Genomic DNA, 26249 nt, shown 5'->3' on the forward strand with positions numbered 1-26249 from the left:
TTAACTGAAAAAAAATAAATAGTCCTAAGTGTTTGTTCTACAAACGCTAAGCATGCTCTAAAAACAGCCGCCCTGGAACCCTTTGAGACCTAATCAGTACCGCTCAAGTCATAATTATTCTTCCTGAGATGATCGTTCACTGGGCAGGAAACCAACAGTGTGGTCACCGGCCTACCATCACAACCACCTATAACATCCGGGGAAACCTTGTTAGAGACTTGCTATGTTATTGTACAACAACACGTTTATAAGGGAGCGGTTATAGGCTAATTCACCTAAAACCGTTGGATCGACGCTTGCACTACTTCCTCTCGGTTCAGGCTGAAACGAGGAGAAGTATCTTGAAAAGGGCATTAACACTTATAATAAGCGCAGCGGTTTTAGTAATCGCTCTGGCCGGATCGTCTGTGGCTGAGACAATCCGGTTCGAATCCGGCGCAGTTGACCTCGACTGGAGTCGAAATTCGGTCAACTACCAGGGATTCAATCATATAGCTATCAATCAAAAGGCCGTTCTACCGGCTCGTCAGGTATATATCGCTCTGCGGCAAGGTGAAGAATTAACCCAACTAACCTGGCAAACGGTCGATTCGCAGATTTTGGGTGCTAATGGGCTGATCGGTTATGAGGCTGATATCCCTACCGGCAGTTATGATTTGTATCGCGATGAACCGACCGCTCGTAGTCAAACTGAAAATCTGGGCCATTATCCGATTCAAGTGACCGGTGAATTCAGGCTTGATGACCGCTGTTTTGTCGGCCTGCTGATTCTGCCGGTCTATATGGATGAAACCGGTACGCTCCTGCTTGCAACCAGCCTTGAAATCCGGATCGGGACAAGATTCCTGACCGAGGAAGATTTTTTGGATCGGTTACCCGACACGGATCAAAGTCGCGACAACCTTCAACTGGCATCAGGATCCGCCAATGTCGAGTACCTGATAGTCACCGATGAATCCCTGGCCGATCCGGTTGAACGACTGGCCCGATACAAAAACGCTGTCGGTATCATAACCGAGATAGCCTATATCGAGGACATTCTTAACTTATATAGCGGACGCGATGACGCCGAATCACTAAGGGAGTATCTGAAAGATTTCTACGCCGAGGGCGGCCGTTATGTCTGTCTGGCCGGTGATGAAATCCACCTCCCGGTCCGCTATGCATATCCGGGCGGTAGTTCCGATACACCCGACACGACCGACATGCAACTTTGCGACCTTTACTTCGCCGACCTCACCGGTGATTGGGACTATGACGGGGACAACCTCTGGGGCGAACGCTACGTCGATCAGGTCGACCTCGAACCGGAGTTGATCGTCGGACGTTTGCCGTTTGCCGATACCGTTCAAATGTCCGCCTACGTGGACAAATTGATCATGTATGAGACCAATCCCGGCCATGGCGATTTTGATTATCTTACCAGGGCGTTTTTCTTTTCATCGGACCAGATGCGTGATTATCCCGGCGGCGGCCAGCATGCTTATATCGCGGCGGCTTATCCCGATCGATTCGAAATCGACACTACTGTCGGCGTCGAGATTTCTCGCGGCGACGACATGAATCCTTATAACGAGTCCGCTACCGAGTTGGAACCGACCATGAGCGACGGATTCGGTATCATCAATGTCGTTTCCCACGGAATGTCCACCCGTTTCGAGGTCCGCACCACCGGCTATAACGGCTCTCCGCGTTCTTATTTCACCTCCGACACACTGCAGACGACCCAGGGACAGACTTCCCGCTTCAACACCGACGGACGCGTTGGACTGTTCTATTCACTGGCCTGTAACAACGGCGCCTGGGACCTGGATGCTCCCGACCTGCCGGCCAACGTTTCCGTGGCGCTGCTGGTGGATGATGATGCCGGCGCCGTAGCCTGTGTCGCCAATAGCCGCTGGGGCTGGGTCGGATCGAGCTATCTCCTGCAGGCGACCTTCTTCGATTCGCTCTTCGCTCATCCCGAACGTTCTGCCGCCGAGGCGATGTACGCTTCCAAGGCCTGTTACACCTACTACACCGATTTGCTCTACGGCCAGAATTTCCTCGGTGACCCGACCCTCAAAATTTATAACGACACTCCCCGACCGCTGACGATTAACGAAATCCCGGGACTGGAAAATATCGAGGTGTACGTAACATCGCGCGGACTCCCGGTCGAAAACTGCCGGGTGCTGCTGAGTGATTCACTCGGCGTGATTGGAGAGGTTACCACCAACGTCGAAGGTAAGGCCGTTCTGGAACTGAACTTCACTCCCGGCGCCGACTACAGCGTGGCCGCGATCAAGACCGGTTATTGCAACAGTGTTATCAGCCATTCCCCCTCGATCGTATCCGATGTAGACGATGATGATCTGCTCGGCCTGCCGCGTCAATTTGCCCTGGCCCAGAATTACCCGAATCCGTTCAATCCCAACACTACCATAGATTTCAATCTCGCTCGCCGTTCAGAAGTCACCCTTGAGGTCTTCAACATTCTCGGTGAGCGGGTAGTTACTCTGGTTGACGCCATTCTCCCCGCCGGTCGGCATTCGGTTCAGTTCGAAGCCGTCGACGACACTGGTCGCCCGATAGCCTCAGGCGTTTATCTGTATCGCCTGACTACCTCGGAATTCGTTTCCACCAAGAAAATGATGCTCCTGCGATAGAGTCACTAAAACTATGCCCTCGCGATATTCGCGACTCCTCCTTCGGGGCCCCCATTGGATGGGGGCTTTTTTTGACCTGTACAGCGACCGGTGCAAAGACTATCTTCGTTCGATAGATTTCGACCACAAGAGAACACGACATGCCCGGATTACATCTCGTTATAGGCGACGAATGTCGGACAAAACTCACTGCCGTGGAGCGCACCCTCCCGTCTCTGAAGCACGATCCCGACTACCGAAGCCAGGTTATATTTCGTACCGACAGTACCATTGTCGCCGCCAGTGGCTATCCTGATTACCCCGTCACGATTTTCGACGACGAAGAACTCCTGCTGGTGATCGAGGGAATGATCTACGGTCTTGACCGTGAACAGCTCGGCCGCGCCCTGCAACAACTGGCCGGCTTTCTCGAACCGGGCAGGCGACACGACAACCAAACTCTGGTCGACTGGCTCTTCGATCAACCGGGCGATTATCTGATCTTAATCCATCATAAACGGCACGGACAATGGTCCCTGCTTAACGATCCCCTGAACAGACTTCCGTTCTACGTTAACCTGGGCCGCGAGCGCGCCATTATGTCCCGTGAACTGCGCTTCGTTTCTTCCCTTCAGACCCAACCGGCCATTGACCGCCTCGGCCTGGCACAGTTCCTCATGTTCGGTTACCAATGCGGAACGAGGACTATTCTGACCGGAGTCGATTCACTCCCCGGAGCATCGTTAATCGAATGGAATGATCGCATCGGCGAAATCAAATCGACTCGTCTCTATGAATTCGACTACGGCGTCACCGAAGACTCCCGCGATCTCAAAAGAGCCGCCGACAAACTGACCGATCTGTTCATCGATGCCACCTGCAAAATGTCCCGAAAAAACACCGTACTCGGCCTCAGCGGCGGGCTGGATTCCCGGCCCGTAGCGGCAGCGCTGGTTAAAGCCAAGGTCCCGTTCGAGGCGCTGACTTTTCTCGATGTCGCCGGTGCGGCCCGGGGAGATGTCGACACTGCTCGACGCGTGGCCGAAGCTCTTGGGATAAACTGGAGCGTGTACGAATTGAAGTCCTGCACCGGGGTGGAGATTGAGAAAATCATGCTCATGAAGGGGGGTGCCAACTTCACCGCCTCGGCCGTCAGCCTGGCGTTTATGAAACGGATCGAGCGAACGTTTCGAAAAGACGGCGTCTATTTGTCCGGTGACGGCGGAGGAAAAACAATCCCGCTCAACGTTCCTCCTTGTGAATTCAGAACAGCGCAGGCAACGGCGCAATTCGCAATCCTCCGACATGCTCTCCTGCCCGGTCGGCTCGTCACCGCTCTTACCGGGCTACGTAAAAACGACCTGCTCGATGACATTACCGACGTGATCTCCACCTACCCCGAGCCGTCGTTTGCCCACAAGTACCTTCATTATCGCTTGAGCGATTTCAACGGTCGCTGGTCCTACGAGGGCGAAGACTGCAATCGCTACCATCTGTGGTCCGCGGCGCCTTACATGCACCTGCCGATGTTCGTCTATTCCATGAGCATCCCGGCTCGTCTCAAAGCCGAACGAAATCTCTATCATCAATTCCTGACAAACCTCTCACCCGCCGCAGCGGAAATCGAACCGGTCGGCAGTCGATACAAGTTAGGAACCGCCGTCTACCGCGCCTCCCTCCGCACCAAAGCCAATCGCACCCGTTATCCCCGCCTGTTGAACCTGGCAAAACGTTTTCTCAAACCGGCCATACCGGTCAGGAACACAGCGGTCTTAACCGACTGTATTCGCCGTCAATATGCCTCGTCGGAAGCATTGAAAGAATTGCTCGATTGCAAACAACTGGAGCACCTCCTGGAGAGGGCCAACCGAATTTCGGCCGAGGGACTGCACAATGTCCTCACCGCCACCTCCGCCATCCTGCTGCATCTTGGACAACCAATGCTGTTCGAAGAATTCGCCGATAAAGAATTCGATTAAAACCGAGCCTTACCCGACTATCTCATCGAGCACACCGGCGAACTGCTGCGCCAACTCAACCGACGAGAATTTTTGCGAATACCCGGGGCCGGGGATGATATCAAGATCGTGGTGATTCCATCTCGATATCAATGATTCCAGATACTCCGCCGCCGTGCCTGCTGTCTGATCGGAAAAACACAAACCATTGCCGGTCTCGCCAATCAAACGACCGGAAGCGCTGCCTTCATCGACCGCCGCCAGCACCGGCCGCCCCGAAGCGAACATCGTGAAGAGTCTTCCGGGAATAATCTCCCGCCCGGTATCATCGTTAAGCCCGATATACATAAGATGGCAGGAATTCAATAAGCGGATAGTGTCACCGCGCTCTTGAAAACCATGGAAAGCCGTTCGTACTTCCGGCAGTTTTCGGGAGATGATCTTTTCAAGTTCCGCTCGATTGACATTACCTACTTGTATTAGTTCGATTTGATCAACCAGGTCGGGATTATGATCGAGCACCGTGCGGATTACCTGAAACAGCGGATTAACCGGCGTCAGTTCGTTGAATGTCCCAAGCAGGGCAATCCGAAACATGCTGTCGTGAGGAGGTTCCGTCCAGAGCGCGGCGTCTTCCTCATCGTAACTGTTGTAAATCACCTTCCCGTCACCCAGGTAGGCTGCGATGGACGGATTGCAGACCGTAAGACGAGCCTGCTCCCTTACCGACTTCAACAAGTGATGCGCTTTTCTCTTCAGGCGCTCGGGTTGGTAGGTTTGTTCAATCGTATAGCTGGTCCAGAAATCTCGAAAATCGGCAATCCACGGCAGGTTTAACTCTCGATGCAACTGCTGCCCGACCAGATGACCGGATATCGGCGGTGAACTGCTTATAATCGCTCGGTACTGGTTCTGCTCATGAAGCGCCCGCCCCATCTTTACGGCATACCTGACCCAGCCGCGTTTGTTGTCCGGGAAAAACAGGTTGGCCGAGGATGCGGCGCCGTGATCGAGCGTCGCTCCCATCCGGCGCTTTCCCAGACGCCATAATTGTCGTTGCGGATCGAACGAGTCCGAACGATAGATATAATCCTTGTCTAGTTTTTCCAACAGCGACGGCTCATACACGCGATACAGCACATCTTTCACAGTGAGGACATGGCCTTCCCAGCCGAACCGTTCCAGATTGCGATACATCGCTAGCGGGCGACCGATCCCGGCTCCTCCGAGCGGCGGAAAATAATAACATATCAACAACACCCGCTTGTCGCTCATCAATCCATCCCGGCCAGGTTTTTCATGATAGTCAACTGCTCGGCGATATTATCCTCGAAGATTGCCTCTTTCCGAACTCGCGCCAGATTGTTCCGACGCATCTCGGTAAACGGCTCGGCGGCTGTGAGAATTGACTCGATGACTCGTTGCAGGTTTTCGCTGTCGTCCTGACGGAACAGAAATCCCGATTCCGAGGTAAGCCACTCGGCAACCCCGTCGATTTCCGCCGCTACCGGGACCAATCCCAGCGCCATCGCCTCTATCAACGAAGCCGGTGAAGAATCGGATCGGGAAGCTGATAAAAAGACATCATGCGCCGCCGTCATTTTCAAAAATCCGGGACGGTCGGTCCGTTCGTACAGCGTCACTCCCCGACCTGTCAACTCCCCGGCCTTTTCGCGGAACTTGTCGGCCAGTGGACCGAACGCGGGAAAAGTAAGCGTGATGCGGCCGTTGCGAACCATATCGGACAGGCTTTCCAGAACGAACTGATTGTTGTACACCTCCGCCTGGGTTCGCGGTACGATAATCCTGAGTGGTGAATTGAATCGATAATCCGATCGATGCAGACTCAAAAAACATCGCTCGATTCCCCAGGGAATTACCGAGGTATTCTCCAAAGGAATCAACTTCTTAGCCGCCTCGATCAGATAATGACTATCTCCGACCACGTGATCGGCGGCTTTGAGCGCTCGAATCGTCTTGAGGCGATGGAGGATGGAAAGGCCCGGTACGATCAGGATATCCGACCCCCATAAATTCAACAGGGTCGGCACATGTTTTCGCCTCGTTGCCTGAGCTGTCATGAAACCGTAGCCGGAAGCATAGTGGGGATTGATCACGTCCGGTTTGAAACGCTCGATCAACTCACGCATCTGGAGCGAGGCAAAACTGTAATGCAGACGTCGCACCGGACCGCGACGGCGCAAATGGAAATGATGAATCGGCCCGCGCTCCAGCGATGCAATCATCAGTCGGCAACCCTGACGCCGATACTCAGCGGCTATCCGTTCCGTATGGAACGCCTCACTGTCGGCCGGCAGCAGAATTTTGAACGGTCGCTTTTTCACAACAACCTTCCGATCCCTCTACATGCGCTGAGGGTGCGGTACTCGTGTTCGACTCCTCCCCATTTCTTCTTGTAACTCTGCAGTGATTCCGCCTCGATCGGCGACTGCCCCATATTGAGCGAGACCATCCCGCGCTCGCGCACCTCCGAGGCCAACCGTACCAGCAACAGTTGATTGGCCTTGAGAAAAGAGAACTCCTTATCGAAATAAACCTGCCAGTTCAGGACACTGTTATCGAGAACAAAATTGATATGTGAGGTTGCCGCCCGCCCTTCATGTCGGACGAAATACCAGATAATGCGATCATCCTTCGCAGCCAGTTCCGCCAGCGCAGTGAAAAACTTCTCATCGTATTTAGGCGCACGGCTGTGGCGCTTCTCGGTCTGACGCATCAACTCCAGGAACAATGCCATGTGTTCGCGGGCATCGAACCGCTCGATTGCCGTCGTCTCTCGCTGAGCCTTGCGAATCTCCGATTGAATTTTTTTGTCCGGCGGCATCCAGTCCGCTTCGGAGATATCAACCAGCAGCGTCGTTGAAGAAATCAATTCGCAACGATTGCCTGCCGGGAAATTGCCCTCGAAATCGGTCACGAAACATTTGGCATAACCATGGCTATATACGGCGTCAAGAATCGCCTTGATAATCTCCGACTCCCTCGACCGCCCATTGTCACTGAAAACCATGCGACTGTAACATCCGTCCGGCATCGATTGGAACCGCACCAGCGGCTTACGACCGAACTCCACCCCCGGCAGAACCGCCACCACCTCTCCGGTCTCTTCGGCCGCCCAATAAACAGGGCGTCCTCCAAGACTCCTCCATAACTCAGAAAATCCCTTGGACGTAAAGAAAAAAAGCTCCAGCCGGTTTGTTAAGTTATCCGGTAGAGCTGAAGTCGTCTCGAACCGCCGGATTTCGGTCATTGCCGCACCAGCAGGATTTTGCCTCGGCCTATATTTCCTTCGGAATCGGTTAGCACGTAGAGATAAACACCGTCGGCCACTTCGCGACCGGTCTCGTTGCGCCCGTCCCAGGTCTCGTTGACATCCAGCTCACGAACCCGCTCACCGGCCAGACTATAAAGCATGATCGTTCCGGAATTGCCGAAATTGAAACGCAGCACATCATCGGCGGAGCGGATCACGAACGGATTGGGAAATGCCAGCACTTCGGCGACATCGTACACCGGGGTGCCGATATCCGACGGTATGATATTTATCCCGGCAGCAGTCCCGATATAGAGATCGCCGGTAGCATCATCGAGGGTAAGACTCGTGATTTGATCGTTAACCAAACCGCTGTTCATTGTCGTGAACACCTCGTACTCCCGCTGAGTAATATCGAATCGAGCCAGTCCCTTACGCGTGCCGACCCAGAGATTACCGCGTCCATCGAACGCCAGAGCACGGACATCGCGATCCACGCCGGCCGGAAGATCGACATCCACGAAACGATCGATCCCCCAATCGTAACGACACAACCCGGCCGGTGTCCCGACCCAGAGAACGCCGTCCGGCGCATACTTCACGACATGAACCGAATTTGATCGCAGGTTGCCGTCGTCTTCGGTAAACTGCCGACAACACTGACTCGGTCGCTCGAACGGATCGGCGCCGACATCGCAGACATATATCCCTTCATACTCGTTGCCCACGGCGACCTGCCCGTCCTGAGCATCGAGACACGACACGAACTCATCGGAGAGACCGTCGGCAATCCCCAGCGCGTCCCAACCGCTGAGGGCTCCGATATTCTCGAGATCGGCTATCGCCACCGCGTCGCCGGTATAAGCACGATAGGCGGCAGTGTACAGATAGCGCCCGTCATTGGCAATACCGTAGACAACAACGTATGCCGCTGATCCGGGGAGAGCATCGTTATTGCCAATCAATGTCGAGTTGTCTTCCTTGTAACGTACGGCCGAGTCGCCCTCCAGGGCAAACAAACCATTGCCGTAAGTACCGGCCCAGACCGTTCCGTACTGGTCAGAGGCCATACGGGTGTTGCGCGAACTGACGTTGATATCATACTCATACCACTGCCAACCATCCTGACGCGCCACCCCGAGGTTGCTGAATCCAACCGTCATCACTCCGTCGAGATCAATCGCGATCCCGCTGGTGATATTCCCCGGCATTCCGGTGTAAAGATATTCGTTCCAGGTGTCGGTGATATTGTAATAGATTCCCTCTCCGGAGACGTTTACCAGACGAATCACCCCGGTATTAAGCCCGCCGGACGGCATCGAAGGAAGTCCGGATGTCGACAGCACTGTCTGTGTGCCGCCCGTGATTACTCCCATCCCCGAAGCGCTGTAATAGAAAAGCGAATCATTATCCAGTCGCAATTCCGTGATCTCGACCGAAGCTCCCACGGGCAGCACCGTAACATTGGTATCACCGGGACCGTAACTCAGCCGCACGATACCTTCAGTCGTGGCCGCGTAAATATCTCCCTCATAGCGCACCACGCGATTGATCATGCCGCTGCCCAGCACCGAACTGCCAAACACCGTCCACGAGGAAGGAAACTTAAGCGATTTGGGATCCGTCCGATCCGCCACCGCGAGTCCTGCGGACGTTGCCAGCCAGATACTGTCGCCGTCCAGCCGGATATCGTTGACATTCGGAAAATCAGGCAGATCGCCGAAACGGCCGTAGCTGTCCTGGATTTGCCCACCGTCGATATGCTTGGAAAAATAGACCAGCCCGACCTCGGAGCCGATCCAGATAAAATCACCGTCATCCACGAGACAATAGAGCGGGATCAGTTCATCTTCTTCGTCGAAGAATAAAAACTGTCGTGAGTCGGTCCCATCCCAGCGAATCAAACGACCGAGACCGCTAATCCAGATCTGCCCGGAGTCATCGGCCGTCATATCGGTGATATCGATCGTGCCCAGTCCGTCGACATTGGTCCATACATACCCCGGTAAACCGAGGTCGGTCAGCACCAGCAAACCGCCGGAGGTGGCCATAAAAACCGAGTCTCCGATTATTTCCATGCGACGGACCTCTTTGAGCGAGGTCAGGGTTTGCCAATCGTAATGCTCGGCCCATACGACGCTCGCCGGAAGCAGGAACGCAAGAATCAAGAAAATCGTTTTGACAGTTTTCGTAAGAGCCATAATGCTACCATAATCGCCGCAGCCGACAAGGTAAAGAAAAAGCTCACCCGCCCGGCGACATCGCCGTACTCCGTGTACAACGACCAGGAATCGATCAAGCCGACTCTGACCTTCAGACCGGCTACTTCGTAAGTGCCTAGTTGCTCTCTTATACGACCGTAGGGATCGACCACGAAGGTCAAGCCGCTGTTGGCCGAACGAGCCATCCAGCAGCGGTTTTCGATCGCCCGCGTGATAAATATCCGGGCATGCTGATAAATCCCGACCGATGTCCCGAACCAGGTATCGTTGGTGATACCAACCACGAAATCGGCGCCGTTGCGCACGATACCGCGGACGAACTCCGGAAAAGCGGTTTCGAAACAAATCAGTACGCCGTAATTGACTCGATCGGTTTCGAACAACCTGGCCGAGTCGCCCGGATAGAAATCCGACCACCATTGGACACCACCGGCCTGGTCGATAAACGTCAGGTACTGTTTCAGGAAATTCTTCTGCAGAAACGGCAGGTAATCCTGATACGGCACATGCTCGGAGAACGGCACCAGCTTCACCTTGTTATACCGTTCAACCATCTGCCCGTCGGGTGCGAATTCGTAACACGAATTGAACGTGCGTGTTTTTTCGGGAGTTACTTCGGCTCCAAGCGCTCCTACCAGATGAAAGGCATTCGTCCGCTGTGCCGTTGCCCCGATCGCCCTTCGCGCCGGAACATCGTGACTCAGATAACAGGGAGCGGAAGTCTCCGGCCAGACAAACAGCTTGATCTCTCCGTCCTGAAGATCACGCGCCAGAGAATCATAAAGCTGGAACGAATGTCGTTGATTCCCCTCCGCCCATTTGACCTCGAGCGGCACCGATCCCTGAAGCAGCCCGACCGTGTACTCTCCGGGAAGCGGGTATTTCGGCACCATGGCCCAGCCCAGACAGATCATCAGGGCGACAATCCCGACCGCCACGAAACCGGCTGTCAGGCGACGTTCATCTTTGGCTTCCTTGCGGAATATCTGCCAGATCAGAACATTCACCGCGACGATGATCAACGAAAGACCGTGCACCGAGACGATTGATACGAACTGAATAATGTACAGAAAATAAGCCTGACTGTACCCGAGATCCGACCAGGGAAAAGCGAACTCGGAAAGCGTCCGAAAATACTCCACTCCCACCCAGACCAGCGGCGCGGCGATACAGCCCCACAGCGGTCGTATCCGAAACAGCTTCCAGAACACCATGAGAGCCGCGGCGTAATAAAACGCTACGATGATCACCGCGGCGATCATCCCCGGCGGGGTAACCATCGCCACCCAATACAGACTGAACAGGTTGAACATGAACGCGAACAGGTAAGCGCTCGAGAAGGCACGACAGGCATCCTGCCTGGAAATAATCCAGAGCGGCCGCACCAACGAGAACCAGGCCAGAATACCAAGAGGATACTGATTAAATGAAATCGCCAGCGCCAGTGCCCAGACAGTCAATTCCAGTCTTCGGACACGCACGGCCGTGTCTTGCGGCAGAATCAGACGCCAGACGCTGTGGATAAAATTCGGCAGGGGTTACCCTCGCATAATCAGAGACTTGCCGGTCATTTCGGTCGGTTGGTCGATCCCCATGATATCCAGGATAGTCGGCGCTACATCGGCCAGAATACCGCCGCTTCGCAACGAGATAGAACCGAGTTTGCCGGCCGGATCATAGACAATGAACGGAACCAGATTCGTGGTATGCGCCGTCCAGGGACCGCCTGTCGCCGGATCGACCATCAACTCGGCGTTGCCGTGATCGGCCGTGATCAGAGCTATGCCGTCCTTATCCTTGATCGCTCCGAGCAACCGCCCTAACCCGGTATCGACCGCCTCGACCGCCTTTTTAGCGGCTTCGAACACCCCGGTATGGCCGACCATATCACAGTTGGCGTAATTCAACACGACCAGATCGTATTTCCCGGATTCGATTTTCTTCACCGCATTATCGGTCACCAACACCGAAGACATCTCCGGCTGAAGATCGTAGGTCGCTACTTTCGGCGATGGGATCAGATCGCGGTCCTCACCGGCAAAAGGCTCCTCGACTCCGCCGTTGAAGAAAAACGTGACATGAGCATATTTCTCGGTTTCAGCCGTCCGTAGCTGCTTCAGACCGTGACGCGAAATCACCTCGCCCAGGATGTTCTTATGGCGAACCGGATGGAAAGCGACCTTAGCCTCGAACATCTTAACATCGTAGTTGGTCATGGTTACCAACTCGATCCGGGGATTATTCGGATGGTCGATCCCGGGGATATCATAACCCAACAGCATCTCCGATAATTCACGTACCCGGTCGGCGCGGAAATTGAAGAAGATCGCGGCATCGCTGTCTTGCAGTCGCCCCTTCCCCTGTTCCCCCAGATCGATCACGACCGGTTCGATGAACTCATCGGTTACTTTGTTCGCATAGGAAGCCTTGATCGCTTCAACCGGATCGGTGGCATGATGTCCTTCGCCGAGTACGATGGCTCGGTAAGCGCGATCCACCCGCTCCCAGCGCTTGTCGCGATCCATCGCATAATAGCGGCCCGAAACCGACGCCACCTTACCGATGCCGATCTCCTTCATTTTGTCCACGACCTGGGTCATGTATTTCCAGCCCGAATCGGGCGGTGTGTCGCGGCCGTCCATGAAGGCATGCAGATACAGCTCCGGCACCTTACGGTCGTGCGCCATTTTAAGCAGAGCATACAGGTGCTCCATCGAGGAATGCACGCAACCGTCCGACACCAGCCCGAACAAATGTACCGCCTTGCCGTCGAGCGCCACTCGATCCATCGCCGCCGCCAGCGCCGGATTATCGAAAAAGACTCCGTCGGCAATCGCCTTGTCGATCCGGGTGATATCCTGATAGACTACCCGACCCGACCCGAGGTTGAGATGCCCCACCTCGCTGTTCCCCATTTGTCCGACGGGAAGACCTACCGCGAGACCCGAGCCGTCAATTTTGGTGTTGGGACAATCGGCGAAAAGTCTGTCAAGAGTGGGTTTGGTGGCCGCCGCGATAGCGTTGTTGGCGGTTTCATCGCGAAGGCCGAAGCCGTCCATTATGCAAAGTAGTACCATGAGATACCTAGTCCGTAAGTTTTACCGGTTTAGAGCCCTTGACAACACGGCCGATTTCATAGCAGGTCTCCCCCAACTTTTCGAGGGTGCCCTTGATCCCGGCGGCCTCGTCGCCGTTCGTTACCAGTATATAACCGATTCCCATGTTGAAGGTTCGATAGATATCGACCGGATCGATATTTCCGGCCTCTTTCAACCAGCTAAATACCGGCGGGACCGGCCATGTCGATTTGCTGATCTCGGCGCATAAACCCGAGGGCATCACCCGGTTAAGATTCCCCTGAATCCCTCCCCCCGTTATATGCGCCATGCCGTGCACCTTGAATTTATCGAGCAGCGGCAACACCACCGGCGCGTAGCAACGATGTATCGCCATGAGCGCTTCGGCGACCGTTCCGCCAAGTTCTTTGACGCAGTCATCGGGCTTATGTCCGGCGATCTCGAACGCCACCTTGCGGGCGAGCGAATAGCCGTTGGTATGCAGACCGGTCGAGGGTAATCCGAGACAGATGTCTCCCTCACATATTTTCGAACCGTTTATTATCCGTTGCCGGTCGACCACGCCGACAATGAATCCGGCCAGATCGTATTCACCCGGTCCGTACAGATCGGGCATTTCGGCCGTCTCACCGCCTATCAAAGGCATCCCGGATTCCTTGCAGGCCAGGCTGAGGCCTTCGACAATATCTGCTACAATGTCCGGTCTGAGTTTGCCGGTACCGATGTAATCGAGGAAAAACAACGGCCGGGCGCCGTGAACCAGGATATCGTCAACACAATGGTTGACCAGATCCTGCCCTACCGTTTTATGAATGTTGGTCATGACGGCCAGCTTCACTTTAGTGCCGACACCGTCGGACGAGGAAATCAGCACCGGTTGGCCGATCCCCGAAAAGTCGGGCTCATAGAAGCCGCCAAAAGCGCCTATGCCGCTCAAAACCTGGCTGTTAAAGCTGCTTTGAGCCAGCGCTTTGATTCGTTCCACCGCCGCATCGCCGGCATCGAGATCGACTCCGGAATCGGCGTAGGTAAGAGTCGGTTTTTTCGTTGGGTCTGTCATGGGCGATATATATATTTGAGGGCGAGGGAAGTCAACAAGTTACACTTTTTAGCACGAGACGTTCATGGACCATACACCTTATCAACGACCGGAGTTGTATGAGTTAGCCTTTGGCTGGCGCGACTTCAAAAAAGCGGTCGATTTCATTACGGAAGCGGCCAACCGGACCGGTTTAACCGAGATCAAGTCGATGGTGGAACTGGGTTGCGGTCCCGGGCAATACTGTCGTGAATTCGCCCGACGTGGTGTCACCGCCTGCGGCGTCGACCTCTCCCCCGAGATGGTCCTCTACGCCCAGAAAATCTTCGATGATGAGAAACTGCCGGGATACATAATTGAAGCCGACTTCCGTAACTTCAGCCTCGAAGCTCCGGTTGATCTCGCCGTTTGTATGATGGCTACTTTCAACTACCTCCTCACTAACGAGGACATCGTGCGCCATTTCCGAACCGTAGCCGCCAACCTCAACGAGGGGGGCGTTTACCTGATCGAACTGCCTCACCCGCGCGACATCTACTCCGACGGTAAAAGCACTCAGGATGTCTGGGAAATGGAAGACAACGGTCTCAAGCTGCGCATCGACTGGGGTAGCGACGGGAAATTCGATCCGCTCACTGAGATCGACCGCGGTACCGTCCGTTTCACTCTTGAACAGAACGGTGTTATCGGTTCTTTCGAGAGCCTTGATTCCTCACGCCGTCTGAGCCTGGGTCATCTGCGCGCTTTACTCCAACTGGCCGACTGTTTTTCCATCGCGGGTATGTACGGCGACCTCGACTGCGAACAACCATTCGACAACACCAAGAAATCCTGGCGCCTTTTGCTGATCCTGAAGAAGCTGTTCTGAGCTATCGGTCCACTTCTCTGGTGGCCCACCCGTCCACGGGTGGGATTAAAATCATATCGACTTGTACAACCGCGGCGTCTCCCATATATGACTCCGGTAAATGACCTCGCGAAGAATCCAACCGCGTTGGTGGGCGGCAGACGTCTCATCTTGGTGGGCGGCAGACCTCCCGGTCTGCCCCAGCTCGTTGGTGGCCCACCCGTCCACGGGTGGGGTTAAAATCATATCTACTTGTACAACCGCGGCGCCTCCCATATATGACTCCGGTAAATGACCTCGCGAAGAATCCAACCGCGTTGGTGGGCAGCAGACCTCTCGGTCTGCCCCAGCTCTCTGGTGGCCCACCCGTCCACGGGTGGGATTAAAATCATATCTACTTGTACAACCGCGGCGCCTTTCATATATGACTCCCGTAAATGACCTCGCGAAGAATCCAACCGTCTTGGTGGGCGGCAGACCTCCCGGTCTGCCCCAGCTCGTTGCTGAGTAGATCCCCCCGGCCCACCCTCACCGCTTTCTGCACAACATCTCCCCTGATTGCCACCATCGGCTTACTTGTAGGTACGTGTATATATCCCCAACCCAGGAAATACCGAATGTCTGAAAATAAAAACCGCAAAACGAACCCAATTCACCGTAATCGGATGACCGGATGGAGATTAGGGAGATAAACGTGTCGCTATGTGTGGATAACTCTTCGGGCCGATTCCGACAGAATACTCATCGGCGCGGGGACTGCGCTGTTGTTTCGCCGCAGGACGACGGAACAAGGATATAGACCGGGAATATCGTTAAAACGGATTTTCGCAAAATGAACCCAATTCCGGCTAACGGTCTAAGGATCAATGCGATGCAGATAAATCGAGAACTCGCAATGTGGATAATTTGTCGCTCTTTGAGTCGTGATCAATGAGAGCAAAACCTGTGGACAAGGAACGACCTCACACTCCCTCCGTCCGCAGCAGCTCCAGCAATCCGGCGAAATCCTCGGGAAGCTCCGTCTCGATCTTGATCTCTTCCCCGGTTATCGGATGCTCGAACTCCAGCCGCCTGGCGTGCAGCGCCTGGCGAGGCATCTGGATCAACAACTTCCTGGCGAGGAGGCGCTCCGGCGCGAACACCCCCCGGTGCCATTTCTCTCGTCCACCGTATTCCGGATCACCCAACACCGGATGCCCCAGATGCGAAAAATGCACCCGGATTTGATGCGTGCGACCGGTCTGCAAATGGACTTCGACATAATCGTAGGCGCGAAATCGTTCGAGGAGTTGATACGTCGTCACCGCCTCGCGGCTCTTCACATGCGTGACGGTCATCTTCTTGCGATCCTTGATGGAACGACCGATCGGCAGGTCGATCTCCCCGGTCTCTTCGGCCAGATGACCGCAGACGATCGCCTGATAAATCCGTTTCACCTGCCGCGCCTGGATCATTTTCTGAAGACTCAGCAGCGCCGCCTCGGTGCGGGCAACGATTATTAAGCCGGAAGTATTCTTATCGAGCCGATGGACGATCCCCGGTCGGCTGTCGACCGCACCGGTATCGGCTAAATGTCCGAAACGATGACATAATGCATTAACCAGCGTGCCGCTGGGATTGCCGGGCGCGGGATGCGTAACCATGCCGGCCGGTTTGTTTACCACCGCCAGGTATTCATCCTCATAGACGATCTCGATTGGAATATCTTCCGCCTTGACCGACATCCGTTCCACCGGCGGCACCTCGATCCGCACCGTCTCTCCCCCCTTGACCTGTACGTTCTTGGCCACCGGAGAGCCGTTTATGGTCACGAGTCCTGCGGTCATGAGTTTCTGGATACGACTGCGGGTGAGATCGAGTTCCTCGTGATCAGCCAGCAGCCGGTCCAGTCGTTCCGGTTTGGACAGCGTTGGTATGGTTAACTCGCGGCGTACGCTGTGGTCGTCCGACTCCGTCATGAGTAATACCTATCCCTGGGCAATGGCTCGGTTGATTTGTCGAATCATCTCTCCCACGGCGCGATCGTACCCGACCAGCATCGCTCGAGCGGTGACGGCAAAACCGACCACGAACTCATCGACTAAATCGAGCGCCGCCAGCGGACCGATATTGTCATAATCGAGACCGCGCGCGGCCAGTACGGTCAGACTGCTTTTACGGGCCTGTTCGGCGGCGCGGCCGATCCGCTCCAGCTCGGTACGCTGGTCGTTGATCGTGCGGGCCGAGGTATACGCCGCGCAGGACAACATCACCGAATGTGCTCCGGCTTTGAGTGCCCCCTTGATCGCGGCCGCTTCCGGTTCGATAAAAATGCCGGTTTCACAGCCCGCACCCGAGAGCTGAGCCACCGCTCCGCTGTAGTCGATATGAGACGAATTGAAATCAATCGTCGTCACCAGTCCCTGACCGGCCGCCTGATCGGCTACCAGAATAGCTTCCGCCGGTACAGCCGCCGAGACCGCCTTGAGCATATCCTCGGTCGGAGGCAGCTCCACGGTCAAGCGTCTCCGGAACTGCTCCACCATGAGCCTCAGGTCGCGGATCCGCATCGGCCGACCGTTGGTTCGCATCTGTATCGACAATCCCTCCGCCCCGGCCAGCTCCGCCAGCGTCGCCGCTTTGGTCGGCTCCGGTTCCCCGCGTCCCCGTATCTCCCGCATTATCGCCACTGCATCCAGGCTTACGATCAAAGAAGACAATTCACATCACTCCTTGCTTTTCTCACCACGAAGAGGACGGTTTCTGCTACCGTCGCTTAACAGTTATTATACACCGCGGTCGGCCTCCTCGAAACTAAAACAGTAAATACGGGGATTTCAGAGCAGACCGGCTGCGACCAGGCAATCGGTCAAGGTAATGAACTGCTCGGTGGACATCTGTTCGGCCCGAACGTTAGGCCAAAGGCCCACTTCCTGCATAGCAGCCTTGAGATGCTCGGCGTCCTCAATCGGATCCGGGACAAGGTTGTTGACCAGCAGCTTGCGCCGACGCTCGAACGCCTGACGTACCAGACTATCGAACTGCGCCGGATGACTCAGCTTTACTTCAGTCTTCGGCGTGAGCCTAAGCACCGCCGATGAGACTTGAGGCGGCGGACTGAAACTACCCGGCTTTACCGTGAAGCAGTATTCGACATCGAAATAGAGCTGGGTAATGATCGACAATGGTGACCAGTTCTTCCCCGGCGGGCTTGCGTTGATCCGCTCGGCCACCTCCTTCTGCACCATGAACAACGCTCCAACCACCTGTTCGCGATAACGAACGGTCCAGTCAAGCACCGGCGAAGTGATGTTGTACGGAAGATTGCCCAGTAAGAAGAAACGTGTTGCGCCTAATGTCTCCGGGGTAGTTTCGAGAAAATCCCCATGCTGCAAAACCACATTGGGATGTTTCTCCAGCAGTTTTTTCAGATAACCGATCAGATCGCGGTCGAACTCGACCGCCGTGATCGGTGTACCGGCGGCTGCCAGCGGCAGGGTGAGCGCTCCCCGACCGGGACCAACTTCAACGATGTGAGGTTGACGAACCGGATCAACCAAATCCACGATTTGCCGGATCACCGCCTCTGACTTGAGGAAATTCTGGCCGAGCCGTTTCTTGGCATGGTAACCCGGCACGGTCAACCTCCGAAGGTCTCGACCAAATGGAAAAGCTTCTGTGTGTTGCGGTCGGTTACTTTTTCAACTTCCGCCGGATCGATCCCCTTCAACTCGGCCAGCTTGCGGCAGATGTACGGGATATAAGCCGGTGAGTTGGTCTTACCGCGAAAAGGCACCGGCGTCAGGAACGGTGCGTCCGTCTCAAGCAGAATTTTCTCAAGGGGAACAGCCGTCGCCATCACCGCAGAAAGGGCATTCTTATATGTGATGCGTCCACCGACGGAGACATGAAAGCCAAGATCGAGGACTTCTTTCGCTTCCCGGGCATTGCCCGGAAAACAATGAAACACGCCCCCCACCAGCGCCGGAGCATACGGCCGCACTATGTCAACCGTATCGCGAAATGCCTCGCGAGTGTGAATGACAATCGGCATATCGAGATCGACCGCCAATTCCAGTTGTTGCACGAAAGCACGTCGCTGGACATCGCGCGGGGACAGATCGCGATAATAATCGAGGCCGATTTCGCCAATAGCCACAACCTTCTCGTGCTCCGTCATTTTCTTTAGCTCGTCAAGGACATTATCGTCAACAGTCTTCGCATCGTGCGGATGCACCCCCACGGCGGCATATACGGAATCGAAACGCTCGGCAAGGGCTACTGACCGGCGCGATGACTCAAGGTCAGCCCCGATATTTACCAGAGTGTGCACCCCGGCCCGGACTGCCTCGGCGATCACTTCATCGCGTCGACCGTTATACTCTTTGAGATCCAGATGACAATGCGAGTCGATCATCAGCCTATGGAAGCACCCGGCGGAAGGTCGCCATCAGGCGTAAGCACCGCCAGCTTCTTCCCCTTTTTAGCCGCCAGGAGCATGCCGCGTGATTCCACGCCTCGAATAACCGCCGGTTTCAGATTCGTCACGACAGCGACACGTTTTCCGACAATTTCCTCCGGCTTGTAGAACTCGGCGATCCCGGCCACGATCTGACGTTTTTCAGAGCCGAGGTCAATTTGCAACTTGAGCAGTTTGTTGGCTCCCTCCACCCGTTCCGCCTCGAGCACTTCAGCTACCCGTAAGTCGACTTTGCCGAACTCAGAAATGTCAATAAGGTTCGCCTCGTCCACCGCTTTCTCCGGTGTCTCTTCTTTCAGTTCGCCGGGGAGATTCATGCGCGGGAAAACCGCTTGCTCCACCTTCACCGGTGTCCCCGGTTCCATTTGATAGAAAGTCCGGGCGTTGTCGAGGGTCAAGTCACGGTCGTCTAGCGACAGCGCCGTCCTGATTTCGCGCATTTTGTTCGGTAGTACGGGCGACAGGATAATCGTCACGATCCTGATCATCTCACAGCAGGCATACAGCACCCCACCCAACTCGGCGGTCTTGCCCTCCCTGGCGAGAATCCACGGAGCGGTATCGTTGAAGAACTTGTTGGTCGCTTTCACCAGAGCCATAGCTTCTCCGATTGCCTGTCCCAACCGGAAATGCTTGATATGTTCGTAGGCGCTGTTCGGCAACGCCTCAGCTTGTCCGAGCAATTCCTCGAATCCCGGTAATCCCTTATGAGGTTGCGGCAGTTTGCCGTCGCAATGTGTTTTAATAAGTTTCGCCACCCGCGATACCAGATTGCCGAGATCGTTGGCCAGATCGGAGTTGTACTGAATCACGAATCTTGAAACCTGAACATCGCCGTCCACTCCGAACGGATACTGCGTCAACAGCAGGTAACGGGTCACATCGGCGCCATATTGTGCTACGAGCTCGTTGGGATCGATGAAATTCCCGAGCGACTTTGACATCTTCCGGCCGTCAATCGTGAAATAGCCGTGTAAAAAGATCGTATCCGGAAGTTTTAATCCCGCCGCCAACAACATCGCCGGCCAATAAAGGCAATGGAATTTGAGAATGTCCTTAGCCATCAGGTGGACAACTTCCGCCTTATTCCACCATTTATCGAAATTCTCGGGATCATCGCCGTAACCAATCGCCGTGATATAATTGGAGAGCGCATCGACCCAGACATAAGCGACCTGGCTTTTATCGAACGGCAGCGGAATTCCCCACTTCACCCGCTCGCGCGAAAGAGAAAAATCCGGCAGGTCCTGATTGAACAGTCCCAACACTTCGCGTCGTCGTTCTTCCGGGAGTATTTTCAACTCACCCGATTCGATTCTTCGTTTAAGTTCCGGCAGGAAAGCCGTCAACCGGAAGAAGTAATTCTTCTCCTTCAACTTCTCGGGAGCGCGTAAATGATCGGGGCAAAGTCCATCCACCAACTCTTTCTCGGTCATGAACTTTTCACAGCCGGTACAATAAAGCCCTTCATAGTAATCCGAATAAACCACGTCACGACCGTCTTCGGTTTTGGCCTCCATCATCACATTGAGGAGTTTGATGACCGCATCGGTGTGACGTTTGCTGGTCGTTCGGACGAAATAATCGGGATGAACGTCAAGTGCTTCCCAGGCTTTCTGGAAAGTCGCTACTGTCCGATCACAGAATTGAATTTCAGTCAAACCGGCCGCTTCGGCTACTTCGGCCACTTTCGTGCCGTGCTCATCGGTTCCGGTCAGAAAAAAACTCTCGCGCCCGGCCAGGCGATGAAACCGGGCGAGTACATCGGCGGCAATAGTCGTATAGGCATGGCCGATATGTGGCTTGTCGTTAACGTAATAGATCGGTGTCGTTACGTAGAAAGGTCTTGCCAAGGCAAAGCTCCTTGATCAATCAGTTTTCGGAATTGTCCTCATCCTCGAGCATTTTCAGCTCTTCCTCATCGACCGGCTCGGCGTTCACATCGACCGGAAGATTGCGGTTGTCATCGGCATTCTCGCCGCTCTCTTTATTCGACCATTCGATATCCTTGGCCTGACAGCGAAAGCGGACATTGTCATCGCCGCGAATGATCCCTTCCTCGTGGAAAACATCGATCCGCTCAAGAACACCTTCCCCCTCCTTGGTCATAACACGTTTGCCGGTCGGTGGGAATTTTTTCTTGCAGACCGCATACACATCCGCCTCATAACGCAGACAACAAAGCAACCGGCCGCAATTGCCGGATATTTTGGAGGGATTCAACGGCAGATCCTGCTCGCGGGCATGCTGAGTAGAAATCGGCTCGAAACCTCGAATGAAGGTGTTGCAGCATTGGTTCATGCCGCAAATGCCATACCCTCCGATTCGCCGCGCTTCGTCGCGTACGCCAATCTGGCGTAACTCGATACGAGTGCGATAGCGCGCCGCCAGATCCTTGACCAACTCACGAAAATCCACTCGGTGATCGGCAGTAAAATAGACCGTCATCTTGTTGCCGTCGAACTGCAATTCCACATCGACCACCTTCATCGCCAGTCCGTGTCGGGCAATAATCTCAATCACCTCATCGCGATATTCATCTTCCTTTTTCTGGAGCTCGCGGTAAGTTGCCTTATCTTCTTCGGAAGCCGGTCGCAAAATCGATCCGGGACGATCGCGATCGGTAAAATCGACCTCTTGCTCGACCTGGGTCCGTACCAGGCCGATATTCTCACCCCGTTCCGCCTGGACGATCACATAATCCGACTGATTGATACTATGATAATAGGTATTGTAAAAATACTCCCGACGGGAGCCTTTGAACTCGACAAGGTATAATTCCGCCATGGCGGGAAACTCTCCCTATCTATATAAAAAGCCCTGATCAGGCTGACTGCCGGTGGATTCCGGCCTTGAGCTTGAGGCTCAGGGCGGCTAATAATCCCGGAATATGCACGTTTAGGGCAATATCATCAAGGGCTAATTTGATCGCTTGCACCATGAGTTCCGCCGGTTGGCTGCCCTGGAAGTAGCTTGAGAGACGAATCAGATCGGACTTGAAATCAACGTTGACGATATCGGACTCATTTCCGGTAGCGGCATAGCGATTGCAGTCGGCTGTGAGCGATTGCCATTGGATCAGCAATTCTCGCGCGTGCCCCCGGTCGCGAGTCTTGACCAGATCGACCAAATGGCTGATAGTCTCGGCGCCGCTGTCGACAAAAAGAGACTTGAACAGCATAAATCCCACCGACCGCCGCGACAGATCATCATCCTCGGTCGTGGCCATCTCGACCGCTTTTCCCAGCGATCCTTCAGCCAACCGAGCAAGCACCGTTGCTTTGACCGGATTCAGATCGTAATGCTCTATAAGATAGTTTTCCATCGCCGCAGGAGGGATACGATCCAGCCGAATTACCTGCGAACGGGACTGAATAGTCGGCAGCAACGATTCCGGCCGCTCCGTAGTCAGGATAATTACCGTATCGGCGGGTGGCTCCTCAATCATTTTCAACAGAGCATCAGCTGAGGCGGCCCGCATCTTTTCCATCTGATGAAACAGCGCCACCCGTCGCACTCCAACACTGGCCTTGGAAGACAGGTGTTTTTTTATACTCCGGGCCGTATCGATACGAATCGAGTCATTGGCCTCGAACGAAAGTTGCTTGAAAGGTTCCTGCCGCTTTTGTTCGAGAATCTCGTTCGTCAGATCGATTTCTTTGTCCTTGCTATCGAATTTGGGCAGCGGGAACGCCGTGAACAGTCCCTCGAAACCGAGGTTGAAGATATTCCGGCAGGCATAGCATTGACCGCACGGCACCGGCAGACCGGTGTCGCTTTTTGGGCGCGGATTCTCCTCACAATTCAACAGCGCCGCAAATGCCAGCGCCAGCGGCCAGCGACCGACTCCGTCCGCACCATAAAATAAATAGGTTCCGGCTACGCGATCGTTTTCATAAGCCCGAGTGAGGATTTTCCAGGCACGCGGCTGAATTTGAGATATATCAAAAGGCGTCAAGTTTGATCCATTTCACCGGGTCGAGCGCCTCGCGGCCTCGACGTAATTCAAAGCGCACTTCGCCGTCTCCACCGGCGGTGGCCAAAGTCGTCCCGGTTTGAACCATGCGCCCCTTGGCGACCGAAACCGTGCCGAGTCCGGCATAGGTACTGTAATACTGATCGCCATGATCGACAATAACGAAATTGCCGTAACCGCGCAATTCGCCCACATAGACCACCCGGCCCGAGGCAACCGCCGTTACCGCCCGACCGGTCTTGCCGCTGACCACGATACCGGGGGAAAACGATTTGAGCCGAGTAATAGGATCGGTGGAATAACCGTAAGTAGTCGTGATCTTGCCTCGACAAGGCGCCCCCAACTGTCCCTTGATCGACTCCAGGATCGAGGGTGTCACCGGTGCTTCGACGCTTGTCCCGGTAGTATGGCGACTTTCTTGTTCCAAACGGGCGACAATCGCTTCCATTTCTTCGGCGGCCTGCGCCAGCATAGATATCCGGTCGGCTTCGGCCGTTTTCTGCCGATGCAGTGTCGCCAATTCCTTTTCGCGTCGTTCCTTGCGGCTGGAGTCAAGCGATGTCGCCGTTTCTTTCTGCTTCCGTAAACTGGCTACTTTTTTACTCTCACCGCTCAGGTTGTCCAGACGGTCCTCGGTAACGGCTAACAACTCGGCTGTTTGTTCGATATTGGCTGATTCCAGTCCGGCTATCGCCCGCAGATAAACGGCCTGCCGCTTGAGTCTGATCTCTTCGTTGGGTTCGCTGGTGTAGGCTTCCACCGGTTCGCGTGATGCGATGTAAAATTGCCGGAGATTCCCAAGGTAGCGACGTCGCGTTCTCTCGAACAAATCCTGGGTATCACCTAACTGCTGTTCGGTGGAGGAAATTTCTCCCTTGATATTCTTGAGTTGTTTGCCGAGTCGCGAAATAATTTTTTGGTTCGAACTAATCCGTTGATCGTATTCGGAAACCTCTTTCTGGACGCTCAATTCTTCCTTCTTGAGCGAGTCCAGCGTCTGGCGGCCATCCTCGATCTCCTGTTGAATGCGCGCCAGTTCTTCCTTCTGATCCAGCATATCGTCGCGATTGTCGGCCCGGGCGGACATGAAAGGTGAGATTAAAAAACCAAGAGCCGTCAGAAGCAGTATCAAAAAGCGGGTCTTCATCCCCGTCACCTCAGCATCTTGCGAATGCCGACATAACCACTGACCAGACCCAGCAACGTGCACGAAAAAACGAACCAGGCAATCTGGGACAGATCGGGCATGACAATCTCGAATTGCGTGAAGGTAACCCGACTGAGACCATAGTCGATCAAGCACCATCCCAGCGCCGCGGCCAACCCGGCCACTAAGAGTCCTTCAAGAATGAACGGCATCGCTAAAAAGAGTTTACCTGCCCCCAGCAAACGCATCTGGGCGAAGCCTACCGCTCGGGTCTGGGTCATCAGGCGAATGTTATTTGCTGAACTGATGAGTGCCGCCAGCAGAATCAGTATGCCCAATAGAGAACCGATATCCTGAATCAACCCGGTCGTTTGCTCGACCTTGGCCAGCCAGCGACGACTGTAAAAGGTCTGATCGACTCCCTCCATCGCGTGCAGTTCATTCTCAACCAACTCCAGGTGACGGCTGTGCAAATAATTCGGATCAAAACCCAGGACCAACGATCGCGGCAAAGGATTGATGCTGTCATACCCGGCTAACAGATCGGTCCCCACCAGATAAGAGAGCTCCTCGCGGGCATTTTCCTTGGAAACGAATCTGACCGAGATTACTCCCGGCAACTCCCTTACCCGGTCCATGAGTGGTGCAATCAACGAATCAGCCGGTTCTTCGGTTAAAACCACTTCCATCTTCAGATCGGCGATAAGGCGATCATAGAATTTTTGCGATGTCCCGGCTGCAATCCAGAAGAAATCGAATAAAACGAACAGGAGCATCATCGATAAAAACGAGCCGAACACGATTGACCAGTGCCGTCCCATATTGCGGCCCAACTCGCGCAGGATGTAGAAAAAGAGCCTCATTCCAACGCTCCGTTCACGATCTGGTAGATATCGGCGTTGGGGACTTCCCGCATCGGCGTATCGGAAGTCAGGATCAGCATCGACCGGCCCGAGGCGGACAGTTTGATCATATACTCGAAAGCCCAGTCAAGACTGCGCGAATCAAGCCCGGCAGCCGGTTCGTCCACGATAATCAACGGTTGATTGCCGATAGCGGCACGAGCGAATTGTGTCAGGGCATATTCCACCCGGGTCAGGCGTTCCGGGTATTCGTTAGCCAGTTTCAGAAGCGAGAACTCGGTCAATATCTTGAATAGCCGATCACGGCGCAGCTTCGGACGTTCTCCGCTGAGAACGAGTGGAAAAAGCACATTTTCAGCCACGGTCATGGTCGGCACCAGCCCGAAAATCCCCCCCACTCCGCCGATCTTTCGCCGAGTCCCCTTGAGCCAGCGTTTCTTGCCGTCGGAAATGCAGCGACCGAACATTTCAACCGAACCGCTGTCGGGAAGACGCAGGCCGGTCAGAAGTTCCACCAGACTGGTTTTACCGGAACCGGCCGGTCCGGAGATCATGGCAGAGCGTTCCGCCTCAATAACCAGATTGAGGTTGTCGAATATCTGCTCGCCGCGCCCGGATTTCAGGCAAATGTTGGTCAGTTCAACGATGTTAGTATCGGACATAGCGTTATACCCAGCGATAGAAAACGGCGACAAAACGTCGCCTGACAGCACCGCATCGGTTTATACTAAATGCCCTGTAAATCGCTTGGCAACTAAAA

At 54.6% G+C, this 26249-nt stretch carries 20 protein-coding genes; 3 read left to right on the forward strand and 17 right to left on the reverse strand.

Features of this window, described 5'->3' with window-relative positions:
* The first annotated feature begins 341 nt into the window (after positions 1-341).
* The gene (locus PLF13_09745; protein ID HOP07560.1) at positions 342-2648 is read left to right on the forward strand and encodes a C25 family cysteine peptidase; all 2307 of its coding nucleotides are present in this window, start codon (positions 342-344) and stop codon (positions 2646-2648) included.
* Positions 2649-2788: 140 nt separating this feature from the next.
* Complete coding sequence (locus PLF13_09750) at positions 2789-4606, forward strand: asparagine synthase-related protein (GenBank protein ID HOP07561.1); 1818 nt, start codon at positions 2789-2791, stop codon at positions 4604-4606.
* Positions 4607-4615: 9 nt separating this feature from the next.
* Here the strand turns inward: PLF13_09750 and PLF13_09755 are convergent, their stop codons facing one another.
* The 7 genes from PLF13_09755 to purM are packed head-to-tail and all read right to left on the reverse strand — an operon-like array spanning position 4616 to position 14218.
* The gene (locus PLF13_09755) at positions 4616-5860 is read right to left on the reverse strand and encodes a hypothetical protein (protein ID HOP07562.1); all 1245 of its coding nucleotides are present in this window, start codon (positions 5858-5860) and stop codon (positions 4616-4618) included.
* Positions 5860-6930: a glycosyltransferase gene (locus tag PLF13_09760; GenBank protein ID HOP07563.1), complete on the reverse strand. Its 1071-nt coding sequence runs from the start codon at positions 6928-6930 to the stop codon at positions 5860-5862. The genes PLF13_09755 and PLF13_09760 overlap by 1 nt, the downstream gene beginning before the upstream one ends.
* On the reverse strand, positions 6927-7856 hold the full coding sequence (locus PLF13_09765; GenBank protein HOP07564.1) for a GNAT family N-acetyltransferase: 930 nt from the start codon (positions 7854-7856) through the stop codon (positions 6927-6929). The genes PLF13_09760 and PLF13_09765 overlap by 4 nt, the downstream gene beginning before the upstream one ends.
* Positions 7853-10060 carry a hypothetical protein gene (locus tag PLF13_09770; protein HOP07565.1) on the reverse strand — a complete coding sequence of 736 codons (2208 nt, stop codon included), beginning with the start codon at positions 10058-10060 and terminating at the stop codon, positions 7853-7855. The genes PLF13_09765 and PLF13_09770 overlap by 4 nt, the downstream gene beginning before the upstream one ends.
* Positions 10024-11562, reverse strand: a complete 1539-nt coding sequence (lnt, locus tag PLF13_09775) for an apolipoprotein N-acyltransferase (GenBank protein HOP07566.1) — start codon at positions 11560-11562, stop codon at positions 10024-10026. Before lnt ends, PLF13_09770 begins: the two co-directional genes overlap by 37 nt.
* Positions 11563-11619: 57 nt before the next feature.
* Positions 11620-13158: a 2,3-bisphosphoglycerate-independent phosphoglycerate mutase gene (gpmI, locus tag PLF13_09780; GenBank protein HOP07567.1), complete on the reverse strand. Its 1539-nt coding sequence runs from the start codon at positions 13156-13158 to the stop codon at positions 11620-11622.
* Positions 13159-13165: 7 nt separating this feature from the next.
* Positions 13166-14218 (reverse strand): phosphoribosylformylglycinamidine cyclo-ligase, encoded by a 1053-nt coding sequence (gene purM / locus PLF13_09785; protein ID HOP07568.1) that lies wholly within the window; start codon positions 14216-14218, stop codon positions 13166-13168.
* Positions 14219-14282: 64 nt separating this feature from the next.
* Between purM and PLF13_09790 the strand changes: the two genes are divergently transcribed.
* Positions 14283-15065 (forward strand): class I SAM-dependent methyltransferase, encoded by a 783-nt coding sequence (locus tag PLF13_09790; GenBank protein HOP07569.1) that lies wholly within the window; start codon positions 14283-14285, stop codon positions 15063-15065.
* A 941-nt stretch (positions 15066-16006) separates the two neighbouring features.
* Here the strand turns inward: PLF13_09790 and PLF13_09795 are convergent.
* The 10 genes from PLF13_09795 to PLF13_09840 form a co-directional block, all read right to left on the reverse strand.
* Entirely contained in the window at positions 16007-17002 is a 996-nt protein-coding gene (locus PLF13_09795; GenBank protein HOP07570.1) for an RluA family pseudouridine synthase, read from the reverse strand.
* Between the two features lie 9 nt (positions 17003-17011).
* Complete coding sequence (locus PLF13_09800; protein ID HOP07571.1) at positions 17012-17743, reverse strand: pyridoxine 5'-phosphate synthase; 732 nt, start codon at positions 17741-17743, stop codon at positions 17012-17014.
* A 117-nt stretch (positions 17744-17860) separates the two neighbouring features.
* On the reverse strand, positions 17861-18661 hold the full coding sequence (gene rsmA, locus PLF13_09805) for a 16S rRNA (adenine(1518)-N(6)/adenine(1519)-N(6))-dimethyltransferase RsmA (protein ID HOP07572.1): 801 nt from the start codon (positions 18659-18661) through the stop codon (positions 17861-17863).
* 2 nt (positions 18662-18663) lie between these two features.
* Entirely contained in the window at positions 18664-19440 is a 777-nt protein-coding gene (locus tag PLF13_09810) for a TatD family hydrolase (GenBank protein ID HOP07573.1), read from the reverse strand.
* Positions 19440-21356 carry a methionine--tRNA ligase gene (metG, locus tag PLF13_09815; protein HOP07574.1) on the reverse strand — a complete coding sequence of 639 codons (1917 nt, stop codon included), beginning with the start codon at positions 21354-21356 and terminating at the stop codon, positions 19440-19442. The genes PLF13_09810 and metG overlap by 1 nt, the downstream gene beginning before the upstream one ends.
* 19 nt (positions 21357-21375) lie before the next feature.
* On the reverse strand, positions 21376-22290 hold the full coding sequence (ricT, locus tag PLF13_09820; GenBank protein ID HOP07575.1) for a regulatory iron-sulfur-containing complex subunit RicT: 915 nt from the start codon (positions 22288-22290) through the stop codon (positions 21376-21378).
* Positions 22291-22327: 37 nt separating this feature from the next.
* On the reverse strand, positions 22328-23461 hold the full coding sequence (locus PLF13_09825; GenBank protein HOP07576.1) for a hypothetical protein: 1134 nt from the start codon (positions 23459-23461) through the stop codon (positions 22328-22330).
* Positions 23448-24626: a peptidoglycan DD-metalloendopeptidase family protein gene (locus PLF13_09830; protein HOP07577.1), complete on the reverse strand. Its 1179-nt coding sequence runs from the start codon at positions 24624-24626 to the stop codon at positions 23448-23450. Before PLF13_09830 ends, PLF13_09825 begins: the two co-directional genes overlap by 14 nt.
* A 5-nt stretch (positions 24627-24631) precedes the next feature.
* On the reverse strand, positions 24632-25489 hold the full coding sequence (locus tag PLF13_09835) for a permease-like cell division protein FtsX (GenBank protein ID HOP07578.1): 858 nt from the start codon (positions 25487-25489) through the stop codon (positions 24632-24634).
* Entirely contained in the window at positions 25486-26151 is a 666-nt protein-coding gene (locus PLF13_09840; GenBank protein ID HOP07579.1) for an ATP-binding cassette domain-containing protein, read from the reverse strand. Before PLF13_09840 ends, PLF13_09835 begins: the two co-directional genes overlap by 4 nt.
* Positions 26152-26249: the final 98 nt, after the last annotated feature.

The organism is Candidatus Zixiibacteriota bacterium (genome assembly GCA_035380245.1).
Classification (GTDB): Bacteria; Zixibacteria; MSB-5A5; order GN15; family FEB-12; genus DAOSXA01.